The organism is Buttiauxella sp. BIGb0552, from assembly GCF_004366275.1.
GTDB classification, from domain to species: domain Bacteria; phylum Pseudomonadota; class Gammaproteobacteria; order Enterobacterales; family Enterobacteriaceae; genus Buttiauxella; species Buttiauxella gaviniae.
Map to the genome: position 1 here is coordinate 337,738 of NZ_SODY01000005.1, position 22,078 is coordinate 359,815.

Below are 22,078 nucleotides of genomic sequence, written 5' to 3' on the forward strand. Positions count from 1 at the left end.
CACCTCATCGACTGTTTTGATATCGAAAGTGTACCACTGTTGCAGACGGTGAAGATTCACGCCACAGCGACACATGCGGTTTTCCGCCCTGATCGCGTAACCAGCGGGCGTATACTCCTTCCAGAACCGCGCTAAACGCGCTATTCCAGGAAGCCTGTTGCGCTTCATCCGCAGGAACAGGTAAAGCCATGTGGCGGATCAACATCGCCGTTTCGCTGGCTTCGATATCAATATAGCCCCAGTTGAAACGTGCGAGCTGAACATTTATCTGCGTTTCGAGCTCACCCACAGTTCGCGCTAATGCTAACGGGTGACGCCCGGCCAGCGTATCACCCATTTGTATCAGAAACGGGCGACTATCAGCTTCCCCCGCATTCGCCACCATGCTGTCTATCATGATGTGGAGCAGAGAAAACCAACCCGGTTGCGTCTGCTGATTTTGAAAATACTGCAAAAGCTGCGCGTCATTCATGATTAATTATTCCCCAGCAGGTAACGGAAGTAGAGTTGCGCGGTACTTTCGTTGTAATCACCAAAGGTGTCATAACCGACCTGACCACCAATCGTCATATCTTTATTAACTTTGTAGTCGGCTGCGGCACGCAAGTTATAGCCCATACCGCTTTCGCTACTACCGCTGTACCACGCCTCTTTGGCAAAACCTCTGGAGACGTAATCTTCCAGTTGTGATTGCATGGCTGCGTCAGTTGGGAAATACGGGCTTTCGTCCTGGCTGTACGACTGATAACCCAGCGACGCGCCAACAGACATATTCCAGTTATCAAACTTCTGCGTGTAATCCACCGGGAAGGAGACGCTGATATAGTCCTGCGGGCTAAAGTAGCCGCCTTGCCCATAACTGAAGTAGCTGAGGTTTTTCGAGAAGTCCATGTAAGTCATACTGATACCGGTTTTCAGCTCGCGGTCATCAGCACGATATGGACGAATATAAACACCCGCATTTCCGGTGAAGTTGTCGTTACTCGGTACGTTTTCACCGATGTAGTTATACAGCCCGACACCTGCGTAGAAACCGGCATCACCATCGTCGTAGCTCAACTGCGCGCTACCGCCGTTCTTGGTGACCTGGCCCCATTTTTTGCCGCTGTATTTATCTTCCACGCCGACATAAGAGAGCAGGCTGTCGACTACCGCACGGCGTTCGCCGGTCAAAATCAATTTCAGGTAGTCAGTCAGTTGTGGTGACCACTGCACGCCACCAACAACAGTATTCAAATCCTGACCTAACGGTGTTGAGCCGACATCAAGTTTGTACTGCTCACCCGTTAACGCCATGGCGACCTCTACACCCGCAGTGCTTTGCGAGCCTTGTGAAGGCACCTTGATCTTGTCGATATTTGGCAGTTCAGGCGGTGTAGTGGTTGAGGAGTCATACAAATCCTTGGCAACTTCCCCTTGAATTAATGCTCCCGTACCAAAACGACGGCTGGATTCCTCTGACGAGCTACCGGCATTCAGACTAATTGGCGTAACGTTAAGATCTAAACGCGAATCGCCAAATGGCACCGTTGACCACTGTAGCGGTGCCTTTATCTCGGTGAGTTTGCTCAGGCCACTTTCACCATCGCGACCACGTACAGATACCGCACCTCGTGCCCATGTGGCCGTTTTGTCGGTTAACTGCTCCATCATGTTATCCACCTGGCGCAACGTGCCTGCCTGAGCCGTTTCTACTGGCAGATCGGTACGCGTCGTGCCCGGATATGCAGTTTGCGGATTACGTGCCAGTTGAGCGACTTGCCACGGCATCGCTTCGCCGTACAGTGAATTGGACGCCGTTTGCGGGGCGACAGTAGTTTTCGGGGTAAACGGGTTATCCGCCAACGCCAGGCCACCCAATGTCGGAGCAGTGCCATCACCCACACCTTGAAGGCCAAGCAGTTTTCCACGCGCAGTGCGCAAATAGCTCATCGCCTGTTGGTGGTTGCCATCAGCTTCCGCCACACGCGCCAGCAACAGCAAGCGATCCGGTGTTTCATCGTTACGCAAACCCGCGGCTAGCTGCTTCGCTTTATCCACATCCTTGCTCGCGAGTGCGACATCGATAGCACCCGCGCGCGCATCTTGCTCAGGCGTGTCACGGGTCATCAGATAGTCGTAAACCACGCCAGCTTCTTTGTTCATTTTGCCGGACTGATACAAACGAGCCATCGCAAACATCAGGTCGGTATTTTGCGGGTCGCTCTGCATGGCGCGTATCAGTTTGTCGTACGCTGCCGCATAATTGCCTTGAGTCCGAAGCTGGTCAGCTTCGTTGATCACGTAGCCATTGCGAACGCTGGCAAGCTGAGTTGGCGTGCTGCGCGACTGCAATTCTGGATTAGCAAGAAACGCCTGCGCTTCACGCCCAAGCCCTGCCTGATTAAGTACGGCAATCTGGTCGCCATAGTCGCCCGCGTTGCCCTGCACACCACGACTCATATTGCCGCGCACAATCGCCACGGCAGTACTGACATCACCAGCTTGCGCCAACATTTTTGCCAGTTTGCCAGCGTCTGCCGGGCTTTGCGGTGGGCGTGTCGCCAGTGCTTTTAAGGTATTAGCCGCAGCAACGGTATCACCCTGCGCCAGATAACGTTCCGCAACTGACATTTGCAGGTTGTAGTTCACACGCGCCGCAAGTGTGCGCATATCGCTGGTCTGGCTGGAAGCCGGTATGCGCGACAGCAAAGTCTGCGATTGCTGCCAGGCGTTGTTTTCGCTAGCAAACAAAGCGCCTGCATAGAGCTCAGTATTGGAAGCATTCGGCCGGAAAGATGGCGCCATCACGTTGCTGGCTTCCGCACTGTTGCCTTGTTTTTGTAGCTGGCGAGCTAAATCAAGACGCAACCATGGATCTGACGGATAGCGTGCAACACCTTGCTGCAAAATGGCGATGGCACGTTGTGGATCGCCATTTGCTGCCGCCTGTTGTGCCTGGCGGCGCACTGGGTCAGTTGGGTTGCCACCGGAAACTCGCGGCTGCAACTTCGCTTGTAAGCTTGCAGGCAAGGTTTGCAACATAGCCTGCGCTTCGGCGGTTTTATTCTGCTCACGCAGCACGTAGTAGAGGTTTTCACGGGCTGAGCCATTATTTGGCTGCTCGCTCAAAATACCGCGCAATGTCTGCTCTGCGGCGGCGTAATCTTTATTGTGGCGCTGAACATCGGCGCGGAATAATTTCGCCGCGGCACCACGCTCACCACTTTGCTGCGCCAGAGGCGCACTGAGTGCCAGCGCCTGGCTGACATTGCCCTGTTTAAATGCTGCCTGAGCGCTCGCCAGTTGCCCGTAAAATGCGGCGTCATCAGCTTGCTGTTTGCGTTCATCTGACTGGTCGCCGCCGAGGCTTGCCGCACGGTTTAAGTATTCCGATGCAGCAGTGTAATCACCTTTGCGCTGGGCGATGTAACCCATACCTGCCAGCGCATCGGCATCTTGCGGGTTGGTTTGCAGCACTTGTTCAAACTGGCTTTTTGCCGCATCAGTATTGCCGCTATTGAGTGCGGTAAAACCTTCACCTTTCGCTGTACCACCAATACTTTTACGGTAATGGTCTTGTACCGACATGTCTTTTGGATGGCGTTGCAGGAAGGTTTGATAATAGGTTTCGTCACTCGCCGTTGGGCCAAGCCACAACAATGCCTGACGCAGCGATTTATCAGCGTCTGAGCTGCCGCTCGCCATATTCTGCAGCAGATCTATCCCTTCACGTCGCGTACCTTCCTGATAGGTCAGCACTTTACCCAGCGCAATCTTCCCGCCGTTATCCTGCGGGTTTTGCGCGACAAACTGGCGCAAACCCGCCACAGCTTGCGGATACAGTGATTTATCACCCGCCATCGTCAGATAATATTCTGGTGCGAGGCTTGGCGGTGGCTGATCGCCGTTAAACAAGCTGCGCCAGGTGGCAAGTGCGGCGGGAATGTTGCCGCTTCGCGCCTGCTGACGCGCCAAATCCAGCTGCCCGCGCGGGATTTGCTGAATTTGTTTCGCATTATCGAGTGCCTGCAAATTGTTATCTTGTGGCGATACAGCCGCAAGGCGTTCGCGCCATTGGGCAGCACCTTTGATATCCCCAGCCTGCTGTGCCCACAACGCCATCAGGTACATCGCCTGTGTGTTATTGGCATCAACCATCAGCACTTTTTGCAGCGCTTCTTTTGCCAGCTCGTCATGCGACTTTTCATGCCAGTAATTAGCCTGGTCAAACAGCGCTTTTAATGCCGGATTGTTTTCCGCAGCCTGGGCGCCGAACGTCAGGCCGCCAAAGAAGCACAGAGTTAACAAGCGACGGGCGGTTTTGTTTTTATGATTCATGAGCACCACCTTTACTTACCATCATCCTGAGGATTAAGACGTTTATGCGCGCGTTTTTTCAGTAAGGCATACAAGCTCAAGCCAATCACTGTGGCGAACAACAAACCTAAAATGGCCAGCAGTGCAGAATGCTGGTTGGCATACCAGACCACCATCATGTACCAGGGCATTTGGCCGCTTGGGAACTGTTGGCCAACCCGGAAGCTGCGCACGCCGTTTTCATCGGTAATGATTGAGGCATCACCACGAATTCCGGCGTTAATGCGTGCCGAGGCTAAGTCGGTCTGAAGGCGTGAAAGCTGTTCGTCATTGCTGCCAATTGCCATCACCACCACGCGGTCAGGGTTCCACTGCGAGCGGAAGCTGACAAACCCACGCCATGCCTCGTTAGAGGAGAAATAACGGTCGGCGGCAATACCGGTTGAGCCCCAATCGCCTTCAAGCCAGCTTTGTGCTTTTTGCCAAATTGAACGTTCACGCACACCGAATGAGTGTTCGTTGCTGGTAAACGGCGACTGAGCCAGCAGCGTTTTGTTAAAGGTATTTTTGTTGATGGTAGAAACCGCAAGCACGTGGCTTTCTTCGAGGCGTTGCAGGTTGGCACCCGCCGTCGGCACCCCGAACATCACGGCGTTATTGTTAAGCGACGTTCCGGTCGCATTGCCTGACCGTGCCGCCATATTCAGGAGTGTGCTGATTTCAGTCTCACCTGGGTTTTCTGGCAGCAGCAACACGGTATGTGCGAAGTCAGCAAAGCGTGAGAACGGGAACGATGCCCCCACGAAGTAAGAGAGATTTGGCAGCAGCGAGAAGTGGCGCGTTTTGCTCAAATCAATTGATGAGTTTTCATCGATACGACTCTTGATGTTGTTATTGAGCAGTACGCTACACGGTGCCGTTTCTTTGGTCTGGATATTGAAGTACAACGACAACTGGTTGTCGCCGTAAATCAGGTAAGGCTCCAGCGCCAGGTTGTAATTTTCCTGACGCGCATCACCACCCACTTTGCGCCACAGCGTTTCCAGCGCACCTTGTTTGTTCACCGGCAGGTTGTGCAAGAATGTGCCGTTGAAGGTCAGAGAAAGATAAGAACGCTCTTCATCAATCCAGGATTCCGTTGGGAAGCGGTAGCCAAGTTTCACGGGAATGGTTTCACCATCCCATAAGAACAGGTCCGGGGCCGCTCGGAAGGCAACGCTTAACGGCTCATGCCAGATGCCCGTCGCCGTCAGGCTTTGATCTTTGCGCATCAGTTCGGTCAAACGCACCGGACGATCGGTCGGTATCCAACGCGGTGCGTCATACGCTTTGCTCACCGGGATTGTCTGGTTTTCTACCGCTGTGCTTGCAGTTTGCCCAGGGAATTTACCCTGAGTTAAACGCCATGCCGCAGCACGCAGTTGCTGGTCTGAATTACCCACTACCAGCAGCAGTTTATAAACAGGGTTGCCTGGATTATCGATAATTTGCAGCATCGGCTTTTGCGTGACTGGCAGCGTCAGGCCGCCAATCTGCTCGCCAGATTTACCAAACAGAATACCGTTCTTCTCCGGCAGTGTGTCGCGCAATGCGTTAAAGGAGATGCCGCGGTAATCCGCCTCAATCCCCAACCAGGAAGCGACTAATGCCGCAGCACTCACTTGCTCTGGTAACGTTTTTGCCGGGAAGGCAAATGTCACGGCAGCCGGAGTCATTTGCATCGCGTCAAAGAACGGGCGTGGGAAATGGCTGAGGTCTGCGCCAATATTGAGCTGCTGCCCTTCCAGGTCCAGGCGCGTATTCGGCATGATGGTGACCTGGTATTTTTCTGACAGGTCACGCAGGCACAGTAAGGCATCGCCATCATTAATTTTGAAGCTGATATTGTTGCTCGATACCACCATCGCCGCCGGAATTTCCAACTGGTAGCTCGACACATCGCTATCGGCAGAACCCAGCGGAACAGTCCCTAGCGGCTGACCATTCATCATCAACTGCAATGTAGTATTTCGTGCCGCCATTGCCGGAGACACTTTTAGGTTCAGCGCCAATTGTGCGTTGGTAATGACCTGATCCGACGGCAGCGTGAAATCAATCCCCGCCTGCAACTGGCCGCCGCTGAGCGTAATACCGCGCGGCTGGCCCATTTGCGCCATAGTAATACTGCTGACACTCCCCGGAACAAAGACCGATGGTGTCGCCGCAGGAGCAGGAACCGGCGTTGGAGCTTGCACAGGATCGGGTACAGGCACCGTTTCTGGTGCTGGCATAGAATCTTGCGACTCCACGGCATCTTGCCCCGGAGCCGGTAAATCTACCGGAAGCAACGACTCCACTGTCGTAGGCTCTTCGGCCATAATCGGTGAAGTCAGTACACTAAATGCGAGCAACAACTGACAAACTTTATAGGTCATCCGTTTCATGCAACGTTGTCCTCGCCAGCAGCTGCCATACGTCTTGCTTCTTCCTGACGTAAACGGCGATTTTCGCGGCGTGATTTCCACGTCAGCCAGAACAGGTCAAATACACAACGAATAATGATTAACAGGGAACGGAATGGGTTGTCCTGCGGCTTTGGCGGGTTAATCCACGCATCAGCACGCGCCAGAACCACACGCACCAGTTCACGGCGACGGTCCAGAGGAATCTCTTCAAACTGCAGGCGAATCGCCTGTTCATCGCTGGCAACCACTTGTACCGGAATACTGATTGAACCGGATTTCAGTTGCAGCTCGATCTCTTCGATTTCATCGGTGAGGTGTCGGTCATCCGGTACCGCAATTCGGCAGCCACCCATCGACAAATCGAGTGTATTACTGCGCGATGAGATACCGCTGGCGTAGTGAATAACGACTGGCACTTCGACATCAATACGGATGGTTTTACGCGTCTGGCGCGTTTCACGGGCAACCGCTATAGCCGCCAGCAAGAACACCAGGCTGTACAAGCCCCAACCAACGTTGAGTGCAATAACGTTCGGGTCGACGCCAAAGTAATCATGCGCACAGGCGCGCACTATCCCGGCGATGACCGCCACCGTCAGCAACACCGCGATAATCACGTGGGGTCGCACCACGCTGAAATCGAAGTAACCCACGTTCAGCAACGCACCTTTGTCCGTCACGTTGAACTTGCCGCGTTTCGGGAAAATCATCGTGATAACCGTTGGCAAAACCAGGTGGAACGCCAGCACCAGGTCGTAAATTTCACCCCAGAAGCTGTAGCGGTAACGCCCGTTCATTCGGGAGTTCAGATAGATAGTGAGCAGCAGGTGCGGCAATGCATAAGCGAAAATCAGGCTTGCTGACGAGTGAATGATGTTCAGGTTAAACAGCAAATACGCCAGCGGTGCGGTGAGAAACGCCACACGCGGCAAAGCGAACTGGAAGTAGAGCATCGCACTGAGATAACAGCAACGCTGTTGCCATGTCAGGCCGCGGCCAAAAAGCGGGTTATCCATACGGAATATTTGCGTCATGCCGCGCGCCCAACGGGTTCGCTGAATCACGTGCAGCACCAGGCGCTCAGTCGCAAGCCCTGCCGCCAGTGGAATATCCAGGAATGCAGATTTCCAGCCAAGGCGCTGCATTTTCAGCGCGGTGTGGGCATCTTCAGTTACGGTTTCAACGGCAAATCCACCAATCTCTTCAAGCGCGCTGCGACGAATAACGGCGCAAGAGCCACAGAAGAATGTCGCGTTCCAGTTATCGTTACCTTGCTGAATTGGGCCGTAGAACAATGAACCTTCGTTAGGGATATTGCGTCCACCCGATAAATTGCGTTCAAACGGATCGGGTGAATAGAAGTAGTGTGGCGTCTGCAACAGTGCCAGTTTTGGATCTTTCAGGAATGCGCCAACCGTCGCTTGCAGGAAAATACGCGTGGCAACGTGGTCGCAGTCAAAGACGCAAATCAGCTCACCTTTGGTTAGCTTCATGGCGTGGTTGAGGTTACCGGCTTTAGCATGCGAGTTATCGTTTCGCGTGATGTAACCCACGCCAACATCCGCCGCAAAAACCGCAAACTCGCGCCGTTTACCGTCATCGAGCAGATAGATTTTGATCTTATCGCGCGGGTAGTCGATACATTGCGCGGCCAGTACGGTATCGCGCACCACATCGAGGCTTTCGTTGTAGCTGGGAATATAAACGTCCACCGTCGGCCAGGTCGACGTATCGTCCGGCAACGGCACAATTCCCCTTTTTAACGGGAAAGAAGTTTGCAGATAGCTCAGTAATAAAATAACCCAGATAAATAGCTCAGCTAAAAATAGCCCTATTCCGAGGATGGCTTCTATTTCAGAATTAAAGTGCAGCGTTTGCGTGGCACGAAAATAAATATAACGCGTCGACATCAAGACCGAGACCAGCATCATGATTATCGACACGCTGTGCTTTTTGCTAAAACCTAATACAAACATTATCGCGAGACTGATAAAACCAAAAATATACTGCTTCTGGCTATCCATAGGCGTAATGATGATCAGCACTGCTATTGGTGCTAACACCAATAGCAGTAAATAGAACAGGACCTTTTTCATAGGACATCCTGAATGATTGTCAGAAATTTGACGTTCTTAAGGCGGTGTGAACCGCGCCATCACCAATTTTTATACCGAGAAGAGCGGCTACGCGTTTACTAATAAGCTCAATATCAAAAGCCGCAGCGGAAGCTGGGCTGAAATCGAATATTGATTGCTGAGAGGCATTAGCTTCAGCCACACTTTCATCGCGGTTAATAACACCAAGCAGGCGATCGCCAAGACGTTGCTGCATAAATGCAGTGACGTCGCGGCTTATATGACGGCGGTTATCACTTTGGTTGAGCACAAAATAATATCCTGCTTTATTGTTTAGCGGCTCGCCAATCAAGCGGTGATTTTCAATATGCGGCAATAGGGAAAGTGAAGCTGTATCCGCAAGCATCGTCACCAGATGCAAGTCGGCCAGATGCGATACGGCTTTCAGTGCAGGATTCGGCCCTGGGGGGAAATCAGCAATAATCACAAGGCCTGGATAGTTCAGCAAAGTGCTTAACCCGCGTAACAGAAAGTGGCTGTCGTTAGTCAGACGCTGTTCAAACTCAAGTCTTTGATCTTCAGTGACGTCACCATATGGCAGTACAAACATATTACTGCCTGCCGTCAGAACTGACTGGCTCCAGTCTGCCGATTCAATGGCTTTCGCGACATAACCCCGTCCATCAGACAAAGGCACACCAAAGTGCAGGCGCAGCGCGTTCTGCACATCAAAATCAATGGCTAACACTTTGCTACCTGCGCGAGCCAACGCATACGCCAGATTGGCGGTAACCGTGGTTTTTCCTACTCCGCCTTTTGGCGAGCAAACACAGACTAGCGGCATGACGCAATCATCTCCAGCAACGGTTGCAGCGGTAAGTCTTTGGCGGGATGACTCCGCGCCGTATTCCCTTTGGCTGCGAACAGTTTGTCAAAACGCACGGGCTCTGTTTTTACCGGCGCAGGGGCCTGCGGCGCTGAAACAGCGGCAGGTTTCACGATTTCTTTTATAGGTTCTATAACCGGTTCAGGTGGTGCAACCACGGGGGCCAGTTGTTCAAATAATGTATTAGTGGTCGGTTTACCAGGCTCGGGCTGCGAAATCGTAGACTTAGCTTCAGGCAATGCACTATTCAGGCTATTGAGAATCGAGCCCTGTGATGCAGTGTTACTGATAGGTTGTGCCGTAATCGGCCTGAAGTGGCTGGCATCAAACTCATCAGCCTTCACTGCTTGCGGCGCAGGAACAGAAATACTCCCGGCCTGAGCAAGCACAGAATCATCATCGCCAGCATTCATTAACTGTTTAATTATCGTCCAGTTACTGGCTTCTGATTGCTGATTTTGCGCCGACATATCCTTGAATTCGATAGCGCCTGTGCGGGTCTTATCCTTGAATCGCTGCAAGTCATCATAGTTTTTCATTGCGACACTCATGATTTATAAGACGTTTCGATGAGATAGTTATTCAAAGCTTATACCAATACTATTAAAAAGGTTTTTTAGTTAATGATTATGACTTATTGACTTCATGAATCATTATTAATTGCCATGCGTTATCATTACTTATTTTATTATTCTTTTTTTGATAAATCGACGGCATTTCAAGCCAATATATAGGCTCAGGAGGTCATTTCTCCACCTTTTTTTCTTATTAATATCTATCTAAGCATGAAGATGCATAGATTTGTGATTAAACGCCATTTAATTCTGATCGGTAAAGGTAGCAGACTTTTTTTGTGATTCAACACACATAAAGGAATATTTATAGCCCACTAATATTTCACGATGGACATTAACTTTATAAGGAAAATAAATGTTTTTAGGGAGTTTTGTAGGACAAATATGACAGGATTTGTAGGAATAATATGACAATAAGGAAATCGCTGGGATTATTTTTGATAATTATCCACTTTTTGTGTGGTTAATTTATGGGGATTAAGGAGAAAAAGAAACTTGTCGCCCTCACCTCAACCTTCCGCTTTGTGCGGAACTATAATCCCTGAATTTGGTCGATAGGGGCATGTAGTTTTAACGATCTAAAGTTCACTAAAATGCACTAACGGCTCCATTTTATGATGCTATATTCTGAGGATAAAAATATCGTTATCGCGAATGCGATAGAAGATGGCATGTAAGCGGTAGTCCACCCCAGGAACACCTTCCGCGATTTCTGAGTTTTCCCGCCCCATTCGCGGCGAATGGACAACCGACAGTAAAACCGAGCGATCGCCTGGAGCGAGTCGCGAACGCACCTGAATGTTGGGGAAATAATCGGGGTTTACCGCGCAGCGGCGATTTACTTGCCGGGCGCGGGGGTCGCCAGGGGGCTGGCGTTCAGTACAGCATGAGCCACCTGGCACGTTCACCATTTACATCGCTTACAGAGATAACCAAACGTTCGGCTGAACGGAAAACAACAGAGCTTCCATGCTCACACTCGTGCTACCGAATTTCCCCGTTCTCATCCTGATCAACAGCGAAACACGCCACCAGTTGGCCGCCGTACTCTTTGAGCTGTGGCTGCAACTGCGTGCACGGGCCGAAACGGCGGCGGCAGCGGGCGTTGAACGCGCAGCCTGGAGGCGGGTTCAGCGGGCTTGGCAGTTCACCGGTAAGTTTGATGCGTTCGCGGCGGTCGTCCGGATTCAGACGAGGTGTCGCAGAAAGCAGTGCCTGAGTGTACGGGTGGAGTGGGTTTGAGAAGATCTGATCTTTCGTCCCTTTCTCTACACAGCGCCCCAGATACATCACCATTACTTCGTCGGCGATGTGTTCAACCACAGACAAATCGTGGGAGATAAACACATAAGACAGCCCCATTTCCTGCTGCAAGTCCATCATCAGGTTCAACACCTGCGCACGCACGGAAACGTCGAGCGCGGATACCGGTTCATCGGCGATCACCACGTCCGGGTCGAGCATCAGGCCACGGGCGATAGCAATACGCTGACGCTGGCCACCGGAGAACATATGCGGGTAGCGGTCGTAATGCTCGGTTTTCAGGCCAACTTTCGCCATCATCGCCAGCGATTTTTCACGGCGTTCGGCTTTGCTCAGGTTGGTGTTGATTTGCAGTGGCTCTTCAAGGATTTGCCCCACTTTTTTACGTGGGTTCAGCGAGCCATACGGGTTCTGGAAGACGATCTGGATTTTCTGACGACGCAGCTTTTCAGCTGTTTCGTCAGGCTTGAGCAGATCCTGACCCTGATAGTAAAGCTCACCACCTGTTGGGATCTCAATCATCGTCAGCAGGCGGCCCAGCGTGGATTTACCACAGCCGGATTCGCCTACCACGGCCAGCGTTTTGCCGCGTTCGAGTTCAAATGAAACGCCATCCAGCGCTTTTACCAGGCGTTCCTGGCCGAAAAAGCCCTTCTTCACCGGGTAGTGTTTTTTCAGGTCGATGGCCTGCAACAGAGGTTGCGCGGTGGCCTTATCGGTACTCATAGCGTTGGCCTCCCGGCATCATCGAGTGGGAAATGGCATTTGGACTGACGCCCGTTATCCACCATATTCAGTTCTGGCTCTATGCTGCGACATTTGTCGGTGGCATACGGGCAGCGTGGGTTGAGCAGGCAGCCGTTCGGGCGGTCGTACTTACCCGGAACCACACCCGGCAGCGAGGCCAGACGCGCTTTGTCCTGTGCAAATTCAGGCAGCGCACGCAGCAACGCCTGAGTGTACGGGTGACGCGGCGCACGGAAGATATCTTGCGAAGCCCCCGTTTCCACCACTTGCCCGGCGTACATCACGATGATTTTGTGTGCCGCTTCAGCCACCAGCGCGAGGTCATGGGTGATAAGAATCAGCGCCATGTTCTCTTTTTGCTGCAGTTCCAGTAACAGTTCGATGATTTGCGCCTGGATGGTCACATCCAGTGCGGTTGTCGGTTCATCGGCAATCAACAGCTTAGGGCGACAGGCAATCGCCATCGCGATCATGACGCGTTGGCTCATACCGCCGGAAAGCTGGTGCGGGTAGACGTCCAGACGCGAAGCCGCATCGGGAATACCCACCAGGTTCAGCAGGTCGATTGCTCGCTGAACGCGGGTTTTCTTGTTGCCGCCCTGGTGCACCTTGATAGCTTCCATAATCTGGAAACCAACGGTGTAGCAAGGGTTGAGGCTGGTCATCGGGTCCTGGAAGATCATCGCCACTTCGGCGCCCACCAGGTTGCGACGTTCTTTCTCAGAAATCTTTTGCAGATCCTGGCCGTTAAACTCCAGCTTTTCGGCCATCACGCGGCCTGGGTAATCAATCAGCCCCATAATCGCCAGCGAGCTGACCGATTTACCGGAACCAGATTCCCCAACGATACCGACAACTTCGCCTTGATTTACGCTGTAACTCACGCGGTCTACGGCACGGAACGGTGTCTTTTCGTCGCCGAAATGCACCGATAATTTATTTACATTCAATAACGCCATTACGTAGCCCTTTACTGCTTGAGTTTAGGATCGAGTGCATCACGCAGCCCGTCACCCATCAGGTTAAATGCCAGCACCGTCAGCAGAATGGCGACACCAGGGAAGGTGACCACCCACCAGGCACTTTGTGCGAACTGCAACACATCGGAAAGCATTGTGCCCCACTCCGGTGTTGGCGGTTGCGCACCCATGCCGAGGAAGCCGAGAGCGGCCATATCGAGAATGGCGTTAGAGAAGCCAAGTGAGGCCTGCACGATAAGCGGTGCAAGACAGTTTGGCAGAATGTTGATGAACATCTGACGCATGGAACCTGCACCCGCAACGCGCGAAGCGGTTACGTAATCGCGGTTCACTTCCACCAGCACCGCACCACGCGTCAGTCGCACATAGTGCGGCAAGGCGACGAAGGTGAGCGCCAACGAAGCGTTGACTATCGACGGGCCGAAAATCGCCACCAGTACCAGCGCCAACAGCAGACTCGGCAGCGCCAGCATAATGTCGACAACACGCATAATAATGTTGTCGATAATGCCGCCGAAGTAACCAGCCACCAGGCCGAGCACCACGCCCATAATCAGCGACAGCAAAACCACCAGGCAACCTACCAACAGCGACAGACGCGCGCCGTACATCAGGCGAGCCATGATGTCGCGGCCTACGTCGTCAGTACCGAGCAGGAACTGCCAACTGCCGCCATCCTGCCAGACCGGTGGGTGCAGCAGTGAATCACGGAACTGTTCTGCCGGGCCGTGTGGTGCTAGCACGTTGGCGAATATGGCGATCAAGATCATCGCGGTGACATACACCAGGCCGATGACCGCCCCTTTGTTACGTTTAAAGTAGTGCCAGAATTCCTGGAATGGCGTCATTGGAACTGGCGCCGCTACCACTTTGTTTTCAGTTAATTGCGTCATGATGGCCCCTTATTTCTTATGGCGTATACGCGGGTTCACCACGCCGTACAGTAAGTCGACGATCAGGTTCACGAGGATAATCATCGTCGCGACCAACAATACGCCGCCCTGTACTACCGGGTAGTCACGACGTTGCAATGCATCAATCAGCCAGCGGCCAAGGCCCGGCCAGGAGAAGATGGTTTCCGTCAGGATGGCACCCGCCAGCAACGTACCGACTTGCAGGCCGATAACCGTCACAACTGGCAGCATGGCGTTGCGCAGCGCATGAACCACGATGACGCGCATACGCGTCAGGCCCTTCGCACGAGCGGTACGGATGTAGTCTTCACCGAGTACTTCTAGCATTGAAGAGCGAGTCATACGCACGATAACCGCCAGCGGGATAGTACCGAGCACCACGGCTGGCAATATCATATGCATCACTGCATCGATGAAGTCGCCCGGCTCACCCCATATAGCGGTGTCTATCAGCATGAAGCCGGTGAGGGGCAAGGTGTCGTCGAGGAATACCGTATCGCTGACACGCCCTGATACCGGGGTGAGGTTCCAGTAGACGGAAACCAGCATGATTAACATCATACCCCACCAGAAAATTGGCATTGAGTAGCCTGTCAGAGCAAGTCCCACAGAGGTGTGGTCAAACACGGAACCACGTTTAACCGCAGCCAGCACGCCAACCGGAATACCCACGGCAACGGCAAACAACATCGCGCAGACACCGAGTTCCATGGTCGCTTTAAAACGCGGTACGAACTCGTCCCACACAGGAAGACGGCTTTTTAACGAAATGCCCAAGTCGCCGTGCATCACGCCCCAAATATAATGGACGTATTGCTGCCACATAGGCTTGTCGAGGCCAAGTTCAGCCAACAACTGAGCATGACGTTCAGGAGAGATACCGCGCTCACCGGCCATAATCATCACCGGGTCACCGGGAATCATATGCACGAAGGCGAAGGTAAGAAGGGTAATACCGATAAAAGTGGGGATAACTAGCCCCAGACGTCGGAGGATGAACTGCAACATAACCCGGATTCTCTGTAGTGACTGAAAGCCTTGCAGCCTTCAGTCTGTATTGCTCACAAATCTTTCACCCTCTCCCCACTGGGAGAGGGAATAAAGCACGCTACTGTTATTTATTATTCGACAGACACGTTCTCAAAGTGGTGTTTGCCCAATGGGTCAACCACATAACCTTTCACTTCTTTGCGCACTGGCTCATATACCGTGGAGTGAGCAACGATCAGCGCCGGAGCCTGGTCATGCATCACGACCTGAGCTTGCTTGTACAGCTCGATACGCTTGTTGTGATCGTCTGTGGCACGCGCAGGTTGAATCAGGTCTTCAAACGGCTTGTAGCACCAGCGAGAGTAGTTAGAACCGTCTTTTGCTGCGGCACAGCTGAATAGAGTCGCGAAGAAGTTATCCGGGTCCCCATTGTCGCCAGTCCAACCCATCATCACAGCCTGGTGTTCACCGGCTTTAGCGCGTTTCAGGTACTCGCCCCACTCGTAAGTTACGATTTTGGCGGTCACACCGACTTTCGCCCAGTCAGCCTGAATCATCTCAGCCATACGGCGAGCGTTCGGGTTGTACGGACGCTGTACTGGCATTGCCCACAGATCAACGGTGAAGCCGTCAGCGTGGCCGGATTCTTTCAGCAGCGCTTTTGCTTTCTCAGGATCATAAGTGTAATCCTTCACGTCATCGTTGTAGCCCCACATGGTTGGTGGGATCAGGTTTTTAGCCGCAGTGCCTGCGCCTTGATAAACCGCTTTGATGATCGCTTCTTTGTTCACCGCATAAGTCAGCGCCTGACGAACTTTCACGTCATCAAACGGTTTTTTCTCGGTGTTGAAGGACAAGTAACCCACGTTCAGGCCAGCCTGTTCCATCAAGTTGATGCTCTTATCTTGTTTCATGCGAGCGATGTCAGCCGGGTTTGGATACGGCATAACCTGGCACTCGTTTTTCTGCAGTTTGGCGTAACGCACAGACGCATCAGGCGTGATGGAGAAGACCAGACGGTCGATCTGCGGCTTGGTGCCCCAGTAGCCTGGGAACGCTTTGTACAGAATGCGAGAATCTTTCTGGTATTGCAGCAGCTGGAACGGACCGGTACCGATTGGGTTCAGGTCAGTTTTTTCCGGCGTACCGGCTTTCATCATGTTGTCAGCATATTCTTTGGAAAGAATAGAGGCGAAGTCCATGGCGAGATCGGCCAGGAATGGTGATTCTGGACGAGTCAGCACGAACTGAACGGTATTGTCGTCCACTTTCTTAATTTCGCTGATCAGGTCAGATAAACCCATGCCTTCGAAGTATTCGTAGCTGCCGCCAGAAACTTTGTGATACGGGTTGTTGGCATTTTTCTGACGATCAAAAGAAAACACGACGTCATCAGCATTCAGATCGCGCGTTGGTTTGAAATCTTTGTTGTCTTGCCACTTCACACCTGAACGAAGGTGGAAGGTATAGGTTTTACCGTCTGCACTGACTTCCCATTTCTCAGCAAGGCCCGGGATAATTTCAGTGGTACCCGTTTTGAACTCGACCAAGCGGTTATAGATTGGCACTGAACTGGCATCGTAAGTTGTACCAGAGGTGAACAACTGCGGGTTAAAACCTTCTGGGGAACCTTCTGAGCAATAAACCAGGGTTTTTGCCTGAACGCTAGCTGCTACGGTCAAGGCCACCAGGCTCAGACCAAACTTCAGCATCCCTGACTTCTTCAAGGAAAGACTCATTCTTCTGCTCCGTTGTGATGTTCCCTTTATCTTTCTTGCCACGGCTTTACGGGCTGCCTTTACTCACACCGATCGCGTACTCAAGTAAGCTCACAATGATTTGTTCAGTTACCGCAGTGCTACAGCAAGAAATAATTCGGGGACATATGTCGTGTTGTTTTTTCCGTTAGACCTTTGTTATTTGTGTGCGGTCCGTTCGGTATGCCCGGAGGCGGTAGTGAGGCCAGGTGTTCCTTTCGTCAGGCTAGCTGTGTGGTAGTGCGGACTGTCCATAATTTGCCCCTCACGCCCTACAATCTGTCAATAGATGAGTAAAACGTCAATATAGGTAACGGGGATTTACAACCGAGGTGAGAATCAGCGAACAAAGTTTAAAAAAAGCCAGTCGCTCTGTTTCCAGCAGGGAAATTTATGCTACTGCCATGTAACCAGAATTATCCACTGATTAAAAGACGAGCGGGAGTGGTATGCAGTTGTGCTATTTCTGTAAAATTTCTTGCCAGATGCTGATTATCTGAACGATAAGTTTTGTGATCTATATCTCTTACAGCGAATCATGCTGGTATGAAACATAAGCAATGGCGTATTAACCCACGATTTTCCATAACAAAATACGATGGGAAATGTCACAAAAGCATATAAAGACAGATGTTGGACGATGAAGCGGATATTTTTACAAGGTTAGGGGTTTAACGTGGGGCGGGTGAGCGAGATGTCAGATGCGTGGCGGTAAACTACAGACGTAAAAAAACCCAACCTTGCGGTTGGGTTTTCTTGAATTTGGTCGGCGAGAGAGGATTATTCCCCTACGGGCCGTTGCTAAAGCAACGTTGTCTCGCTGCGCTCGGCTCAAACCTCCTGCGGAGATTCTCATCCTCTTCAAACTACAGATGCAAAAAAGCCAACCCGAAGGTTGGCTTTTTCTAAATTTGGTCGGCGAGAGAGGATTATTCCCCTGCGGGCCGTTGCTGAAGCAACGTTGTCTCGCTGCGCTCGGCTCAAACCTCCTGCGGAGATTCTCATCCTCATAAACTACAGACGTAAAAAAACCCAACCTTACGGTTGGGTTTTCTTGAATTTGGTCGGCGAGAGAGGATTCGAACCTCCGACCCACTGGTCCCAAACCAGTTGCGCTACCAAGCTGCGCTACTCGCCGAATGCGGAGCGCATCTTACTGCGCACCGTTTTACCCGTCAATCCCTGAAACTGAAAATCCTGTCTGTTTGCTTTAAATTCCAGCACATGTGGCTAAAAAGTTACTGTGCGGCTTTCTTTTCGGGCACATGGCACCAGTTGTTGTTCTGGTTAATACCACCGTCTGGAGATGTATAGCCCAGACAACCCATGATGGTGTCATACAGCTCAACATGGCGGTGCGGCACCTTCATTTTCGCCTGTTCCTGCATATGTGCAAACTCACGTGCGCGATCCGGGTTTTCCAGATATTTATCAGATGCCCAAACCAGCAACGGCACACGGAACTGCTCAGGTGGAGCCATTTTACGTGGTGTACCGTGCAGGTGTTTGTGCTCGTCGATAGACTCACCATGGTCAGAGGCATAGAAAATAATCGCACGCTTATCACGCAGCTCAGAAATCACTTGTTCAAGCACGCTATCGGTATACAACACCGAGTTATCAAAAGCGTTAATCAGCTGCTCTTTGCTGCACTCTTTATCAATGCTGACGCACTCTGGAGTCCATTTCGCGTAGCTGCGTGGGTAACGTTGCACGTAAGAGAAGTGCGAGCCTTTGGTGTGCAGCACAATCAAATGCTTGCCGTTAGGATGCTCGTCCACAGAACGTTTCATCTCTTCGACCAGCAGCATGTCATCGACTTGCTTACCGCGGTTCCGCGGTTCAGCGGCAATCTGCTCACGGTAAGAGAAGTTATCTGCCATGGTGTTGCCGTAGAACCAGACTTCACTTTGCATCGCAAAAAGGTTTGAGCTGAAACCAAGCTGTTTAAGTACCGCAAAGACGTTCTGCTCTTTCAGAGTACGCTGCGGATTCTCTTCCGTCCCGCCTTCACGCACGAACATACAACGCAGCGAAAGCTTAGTCGCGGTATCGCAAGATTCACCTCTGAACGCGACCAGGTTTTTCTCCTGGGCGAGTTTTGGTGTGGTGTCACGGTCATAGCCCAGAATACCCATGTGATCCCAGCGAGTGGTTTCGCCAATCACAAACACAACATAGGTATCATCGAGCTCTTTTGGCGCGACATACGTAAACTTCTTCGCTGGGTTGAGCAACGAACTATTGTCGTTGGACTCATCAGCCTGAGCCCAGGCAAAAAGACCCAACGCTGAGACCCAGTTTGATGGCAGATAAGAGTTAGCCACCACGCCGCCGTAGCTTGGCATATCTACCGTGGAGCGTTTTTCTGTACGATTTTGTTGTTTATCAAGTAAACGCAGTGGTGCCCAAACCATCAGTCCAGCCAACAGCACAATGGCCACGTTTTTGATGCGCTGACCAGGGGTTTTCAATTGATTAAGCAAGGTATCGCGTGTTTTGCTTCCCCAGATAAGTACCAACGGAATAGCACTGACCAAAACCATCCACAATACGAATTGATAGCCGACAATTTCTTTCGAGAGGTCGATATCTGTGGTCATCACCGAGGCGATAATACCGTAGCCAATAACGACGTTAAGCAACGTCATGTAATAGCTGGCACCAACGGAGCACAACACGATTAATGTAGCGAGGATTCGCCAGACGGTACGGCCAAACAGGGATAACACACGGAATAAAAAGAAAGTGACCAGTACACAAGCCACGACCTCTGCGACCATGGAGAAACCTTTCAGGCGACTAAAGTCCTGAGCAAAGCCCATGAAACGATTATAAAAAACCGAAAGGTTCAAAAATATGCCGATGTATACCGCTAACAGAAAACAGAGTTTCTGCTGGGTCATCGATTTAATGTAATTCATGCAGGTTGTCCGAAAAAATAATGCAAAAAAGAGATGTTATAAACATCACTCAGACTCCCCCTGGTGAAGAAAATTCTGAGCAATAAAAAATAGAGTCCGAATCAGGATGATTCTTAGCCAATTTTTGGCGCGGATTAGTAGAACATAGGGAGAGTAAAAAGTATCGGCAAAATTAGTGATCCACACGGTTGTTTACATATCTCATGCTGGCTCAACACAGGTGGGTTATGGAACATATCAGGCAATATTGGTGATGCAGAGAGGTAGTTATGCTGTCTTTAGAAGAACGCGCACGCCGATATGCAACAAAGGCTCATGCAGCTTGCGATCAGCGCCGCAAATATACACTTGAGCCATATATCGTCCATCCCGCAGCCGTGGTGGAGATAGTCAGAAGCGTTTCTCCTATTGAGGAAGTGCTCGCGGCAGCCTGGTTGCACGACACTGTTGAGGATACCGGTACCACGCTTATCGACATTCAGGAGCACTTTGGTCCGGATGTGGCAACTCTGGTGGCAATGGTCACCAACCCTGAACAACTCCCCGGCACCAATCGTATGCATCGTAAACGTGCTCACTTCCTGCATACCGCCAACGCAAGCCTCGAGGCGCAAACCATCAAACTGGCTGACATCATCGATAACACGCGTGAAATTTTGCGCTACGACCCACACTTTGCCCGGGTCTACTTGATAGAAAAACGCATTCAGTTGGCAGGATTACAACGAGGGAATGAGATCTTAAAAGCACAAGCGGAAGGCATTATAGAACAGGGGATTTCACAATTAATGATGCCGCCGTATAACGTCCCGGCGGCATGGTTTGCGGCATTAATGGCTCGCTATCAAGCGTGAGCTTCTTGATAAACTTCGCGCGCTGGAGTGCGGATGGTGGTGGAAATCGCCAGAGACAAAATCAGCAAGGCAAAGATGACGCAGAAGGTCACGTAGAAGCCGCCGAAGATGGAAGCGATAATCGAACCGCAGATGCTGCCGATACCGAAGCCTAAGTAAATCACACCGTAGTTTTTAGTCAGGTTATTCAGACCAAAGAACTCGCTCACCAGTGATGGGTAAACGGTGATGGTGCCGCCGAAGTTAAACGCTACACAGGCAATCGCTGCAAAGAAAGTCGCTTCGTTAAGTGGGGCAAACAACAGTGCAGCCATGCCGACCAAAGAAATAACCTGGCCGATAGTGATAACGCGGATACGAGCAATCTTATCGGACAGAATACCCAGCACCAGGCGGCCACTCAGGTTAGCAATCGCGATAACGGTTACCGCGTTTGCCGCAGACTCAGCAGTCAAATGCACCATGCCTTGTGCGATATCTTTTGCTACACCGATAACATACAAACCACTCATGCAGGCAGTCAGGAACATGATAGCCAGCATCCAGTACTGTGGCTTACGCATAGATTCTGCAAGGGTGTAATCTTTTTCGGCCACACCATTCGCGGTTTTAACTTCCTGCAATGGGGCATCTTTCATCAGTAATGAACCGAGAAGAATCATCACCATCGCCAGGCCACCCCAAATCATAAAGGTGCTTTCAAGGCCGTAAGTTGCCAGTAAATGGGTATCGATATATTTGAAACCCAGGCTGCCGAGGCCGTAAGAGCCAATGGCGAATGCGGAAATCAGGCCTTTACGCTCCGGGAACCATTTCACGCAGTTGGAGAGTGTTAACAGGTAACCCGCACCATCGGCCAGGCCCACCAGCACACCGGCACTCAACCACAGCATCAGCAAGTTATTGGAATGTGCGGTCAGGAAAAAGCCGACACCCAGCAGAACACCTGCCGCCATCGTTACTTTGCGTACACCAAAACGTTCCTGCAATTTGCCCGCAACGGAAGAGGAAATCGCAAGGCCAAGGCTTAATAAACCAAAGGAAAATGCCACCTGGCTGATTGGCTCACCCAGCTTTTGCGACAGTGCGCTGTTGAACAAGCTCCAGGTATAAACGGAACCCAATGCAAACTGGGTAATGATGGTGCCGATCAGAGTTAACCAACGAGTACGGTTGTAGGTAGAATTATTCATGGCAGATGTCCGCAAAATTTAAGAGAAATCTTCTGCTGCCAAGAGTAACGAAGTGCATTTTATTCCAGGAGAAAAAGGCATGAAGTGCACTCAGGCCGGAATGAAATGCACCTGAGAGGGAATGAATGACCTGGACGTTAATTCAAAATCAATAAAGTTAGTGCCTACTATCAATAT

15 protein-coding genes, 1 tRNA gene and 2 other RNA genes are annotated in these 22,078 nt (G+C 51.4%); 1 reads left to right on the plus strand and 17 read right to left on the minus strand.

Annotated elements, in window-relative coordinates; translation table 11 throughout:
* Positions 1 to 4: 4 nt before the first annotated feature.
* From bcsD to eptB, 16 genes are all read right to left on the minus strand, one after another.
* On the minus strand, positions 5 to 472 hold the full coding sequence (gene bcsD / locus EDF88_RS16720) for a cellulose biosynthesis protein BcsD (RefSeq protein WP_134185934.1): 468 nt from the start codon (positions 470 to 472) through the stop codon (positions 5 to 7).
* 2 nt (positions 473 to 474) lie between these two features.
* Complete coding sequence (locus EDF88_RS16725) at positions 475 to 4,320, minus strand: cellulose biosynthesis protein BcsC (RefSeq protein ID WP_134185936.1); 3,846 nt, start codon at positions 4,318 to 4,320, stop codon at positions 475 to 477.
* 11 nt (positions 4,321 to 4,331) lie between these two features.
* Complete coding sequence (bcsB, locus tag EDF88_RS16730; protein ID WP_134185938.1) at positions 4,332 to 6,722, minus strand: cellulose biosynthesis cyclic di-GMP-binding regulatory protein BcsB; 2,391 nt, start codon at positions 6,720 to 6,722, stop codon at positions 4,332 to 4,334.
* A complete protein-coding gene (bcsA, locus tag EDF88_RS16735) occupies positions 6,719 to 8,839 on the minus strand; it encodes a UDP-forming cellulose synthase catalytic subunit (protein ID WP_064514756.1) in 2,121 nt (706 codons plus the stop codon). The genes bcsB and bcsA overlap by 4 nt, the downstream gene beginning before the upstream one ends.
* Positions 8,840 to 8,858: 19 nt before the next feature.
* Positions 8,859 to 9,662, minus strand: a complete 804-nt coding sequence (gene bcsQ, locus EDF88_RS16740; RefSeq protein WP_034460607.1) for a cellulose biosynthesis protein BcsQ — start codon at positions 9,660 to 9,662, stop codon at positions 8,859 to 8,861.
* Positions 9,653 to 10,243 (minus strand): cellulose biosynthesis protein BcsO, encoded by a 591-nt coding sequence (bcsO, locus tag EDF88_RS16745; RefSeq protein ID WP_166671986.1) that lies wholly within the window; start codon positions 10,241 to 10,243, stop codon positions 9,653 to 9,655. The genes bcsQ and bcsO overlap by 10 nt, the downstream gene beginning before the upstream one ends.
* 656 nt (positions 10,244 to 10,899) lie before the next feature.
* Positions 10,900 to 11,190 (minus strand): hypothetical protein, encoded by a 291-nt coding sequence (locus EDF88_RS16750; RefSeq protein ID WP_134185942.1) that lies wholly within the window; start codon positions 11,188 to 11,190, stop codon positions 10,900 to 10,902.
* Positions 11,191 to 11,263: 73 nt separating this feature from the next.
* The gene (gene dppF / locus EDF88_RS16755; protein ID WP_064514760.1) at positions 11,264 to 12,268 is read right to left on the minus strand and encodes a dipeptide ABC transporter ATP-binding subunit DppF; all 1,005 of its coding nucleotides are present in this window, start codon (positions 12,266 to 12,268) and stop codon (positions 11,264 to 11,266) included.
* The gene (dppD, locus tag EDF88_RS16760; protein ID WP_064514762.1) at positions 12,265 to 13,248 is read right to left on the minus strand and encodes a dipeptide ABC transporter ATP-binding protein; all 984 of its coding nucleotides are present in this window, start codon (positions 13,246 to 13,248) and stop codon (positions 12,265 to 12,267) included. The genes dppF and dppD overlap by 4 nt, the downstream gene beginning before the upstream one ends.
* Positions 13,249 to 13,259: 11 nt before the next feature.
* Entirely contained in the window at positions 13,260 to 14,162 is a 903-nt protein-coding gene (gene dppC, locus EDF88_RS16765; RefSeq protein WP_064514764.1) for a dipeptide ABC transporter permease DppC, read from the minus strand.
* A 9-nt stretch (positions 14,163 to 14,171) separates the two neighbouring features.
* Positions 14,172 to 15,191 (minus strand): dipeptide ABC transporter permease DppB, encoded by a 1,020-nt coding sequence (dppB, locus tag EDF88_RS16770; protein WP_034460620.1) that lies wholly within the window; start codon positions 15,189 to 15,191, stop codon positions 14,172 to 14,174.
* A gap of 113 nt (positions 15,192 to 15,304) precedes the next feature.
* A complete protein-coding gene (dppA, locus tag EDF88_RS16775; RefSeq protein WP_064514767.1) occupies positions 15,305 to 16,912 on the minus strand; it encodes a dipeptide ABC transporter periplasmic-binding protein DppA in 1,608 nt (535 codons plus the stop codon).
* Between the two features lie 781 nt (positions 16,913 to 17,693).
* Positions 17,694 to 17,807, minus strand: a non-coding RNA gene (locus EDF88_RS16780) — RtT sRNA.
* Between the two features lie 35 nt (positions 17,808 to 17,842).
* Positions 17,843 to 17,955: non-coding RNA, RtT sRNA (locus tag EDF88_RS16785), on the minus strand.
* Between the two features lie 36 nt (positions 17,956 to 17,991).
* Positions 17,992 to 18,068 (minus strand) — tRNA-Pro (locus tag EDF88_RS16790).
* A gap of 100 nt (positions 18,069 to 18,168) precedes the next feature.
* A complete protein-coding gene (gene eptB, locus EDF88_RS16795; protein WP_134185944.1) occupies positions 18,169 to 19,854 on the minus strand; it encodes a kdo(2)-lipid A phosphoethanolamine 7''-transferase in 1,686 nt (561 codons plus the stop codon).
* Positions 19,855 to 20,123: 269 nt separating this feature from the next.
* Between eptB and EDF88_RS16800 the strand changes: the two genes are divergently transcribed.
* Positions 20,124 to 20,708 (plus strand): HD domain-containing protein, encoded by a 585-nt coding sequence (locus EDF88_RS16800; RefSeq protein ID WP_134185946.1) that lies wholly within the window; start codon positions 20,124 to 20,126, stop codon positions 20,706 to 20,708.
* Here the strand turns inward: EDF88_RS16800 and EDF88_RS16805 are convergent.
* Positions 20,699 to 21,901, minus strand: coding sequence for an MFS transporter (locus EDF88_RS16805; protein ID WP_064514773.1), 1,203 nt, complete (start codon positions 21,899 to 21,901; stop codon positions 20,699 to 20,701). The genes EDF88_RS16800 and EDF88_RS16805 overlap by 10 nt on opposite strands.
* Positions 21,902 to 22,078 lie beyond the last annotated feature (177 nt).

Bases quoted from the DNA above. Each gene is read 5' to 3' on its own strand.
- dppA (WP_064514767.1), bottom strand. From the start codon at position 16,912: ATGAGTCTTTCCTTGAAGAAGTCAGGGATGCTGAAGTTTGGTCTGAGC.
- dppF (WP_064514760.1), bottom strand. From the start codon at position 12,268: ATGAGTACCGATAAGGCCACCGCGCAACCTCTGTTGCAGGCCATCGAC.
- EDF88_RS16800 (WP_134185946.1), top strand. From the start codon at position 20,124: ATGCTGTCTTTAGAAGAACGCGCACGCCGATATGCAACAAAGGCTCAT.
- bcsA (WP_064514756.1), bottom strand. From the start codon at position 8,839: ATGAAAAAGGTCCTGTTCTATTTACTGCTATTGGTGTTAGCACCAATA.
- dppC (WP_064514764.1), bottom strand. From the start codon at position 14,162: ATGACGCAATTAACTGAAAACAAAGTGGTAGCGGCGCCAGTTCCAATG.
- bcsQ (WP_034460607.1), bottom strand. From the start codon at position 9,662: ATGCCGCTAGTCTGTGTTTGCTCGCCAAAAGGCGGAGTAGGAAAAACC.
- dppD (WP_064514762.1), bottom strand. From the start codon at position 13,248: ATGGCGTTATTGAATGTAAATAAATTATCGGTGCATTTCGGCGACGAA.
- bcsD (WP_134185934.1), bottom strand. From the start codon at position 472: ATGAATGACGCGCAGCTTTTGCAGTATTTTCAAAATCAGCAGACGCAA.
- bcsB (WP_134185938.1), bottom strand. From the start codon at position 6,722: ATGAAACGGATGACCTATAAAGTTTGTCAGTTGTTGCTCGCATTTAGT.
- eptB (WP_134185944.1), bottom strand. From the start codon at position 19,854: ATGAATTACATTAAATCGATGACCCAGCAGAAACTCTGTTTTCTGTTA.
- EDF88_RS16750 (WP_134185942.1), bottom strand. From the start codon at position 11,190: ATGGTGAACGTGCCAGGTGGCTCATGCTGTACTGAACGCCAGCCCCCT.
- bcsO (WP_166671986.1), bottom strand. From the start codon at position 10,243: ATGAAAAACTATGATGACTTGCAGCGATTCAAGGATAAGACCCGCACA.
- dppB (WP_034460620.1), bottom strand. From the start codon at position 15,191: ATGTTGCAGTTCATCCTCCGACGTCTGGGGCTAGTTATCCCCACTTTT.
- EDF88_RS16725 (WP_134185936.1), bottom strand. From the start codon at position 4,320: ATGAATCATAAAAACAAAACCGCCCGTCGCTTGTTAACTCTGTGCTTC.
- EDF88_RS16805 (WP_064514773.1), bottom strand. From the start codon at position 21,901: ATGAATAATTCTACCTACAACCGTACTCGTTGGTTAACTCTGATCGGC.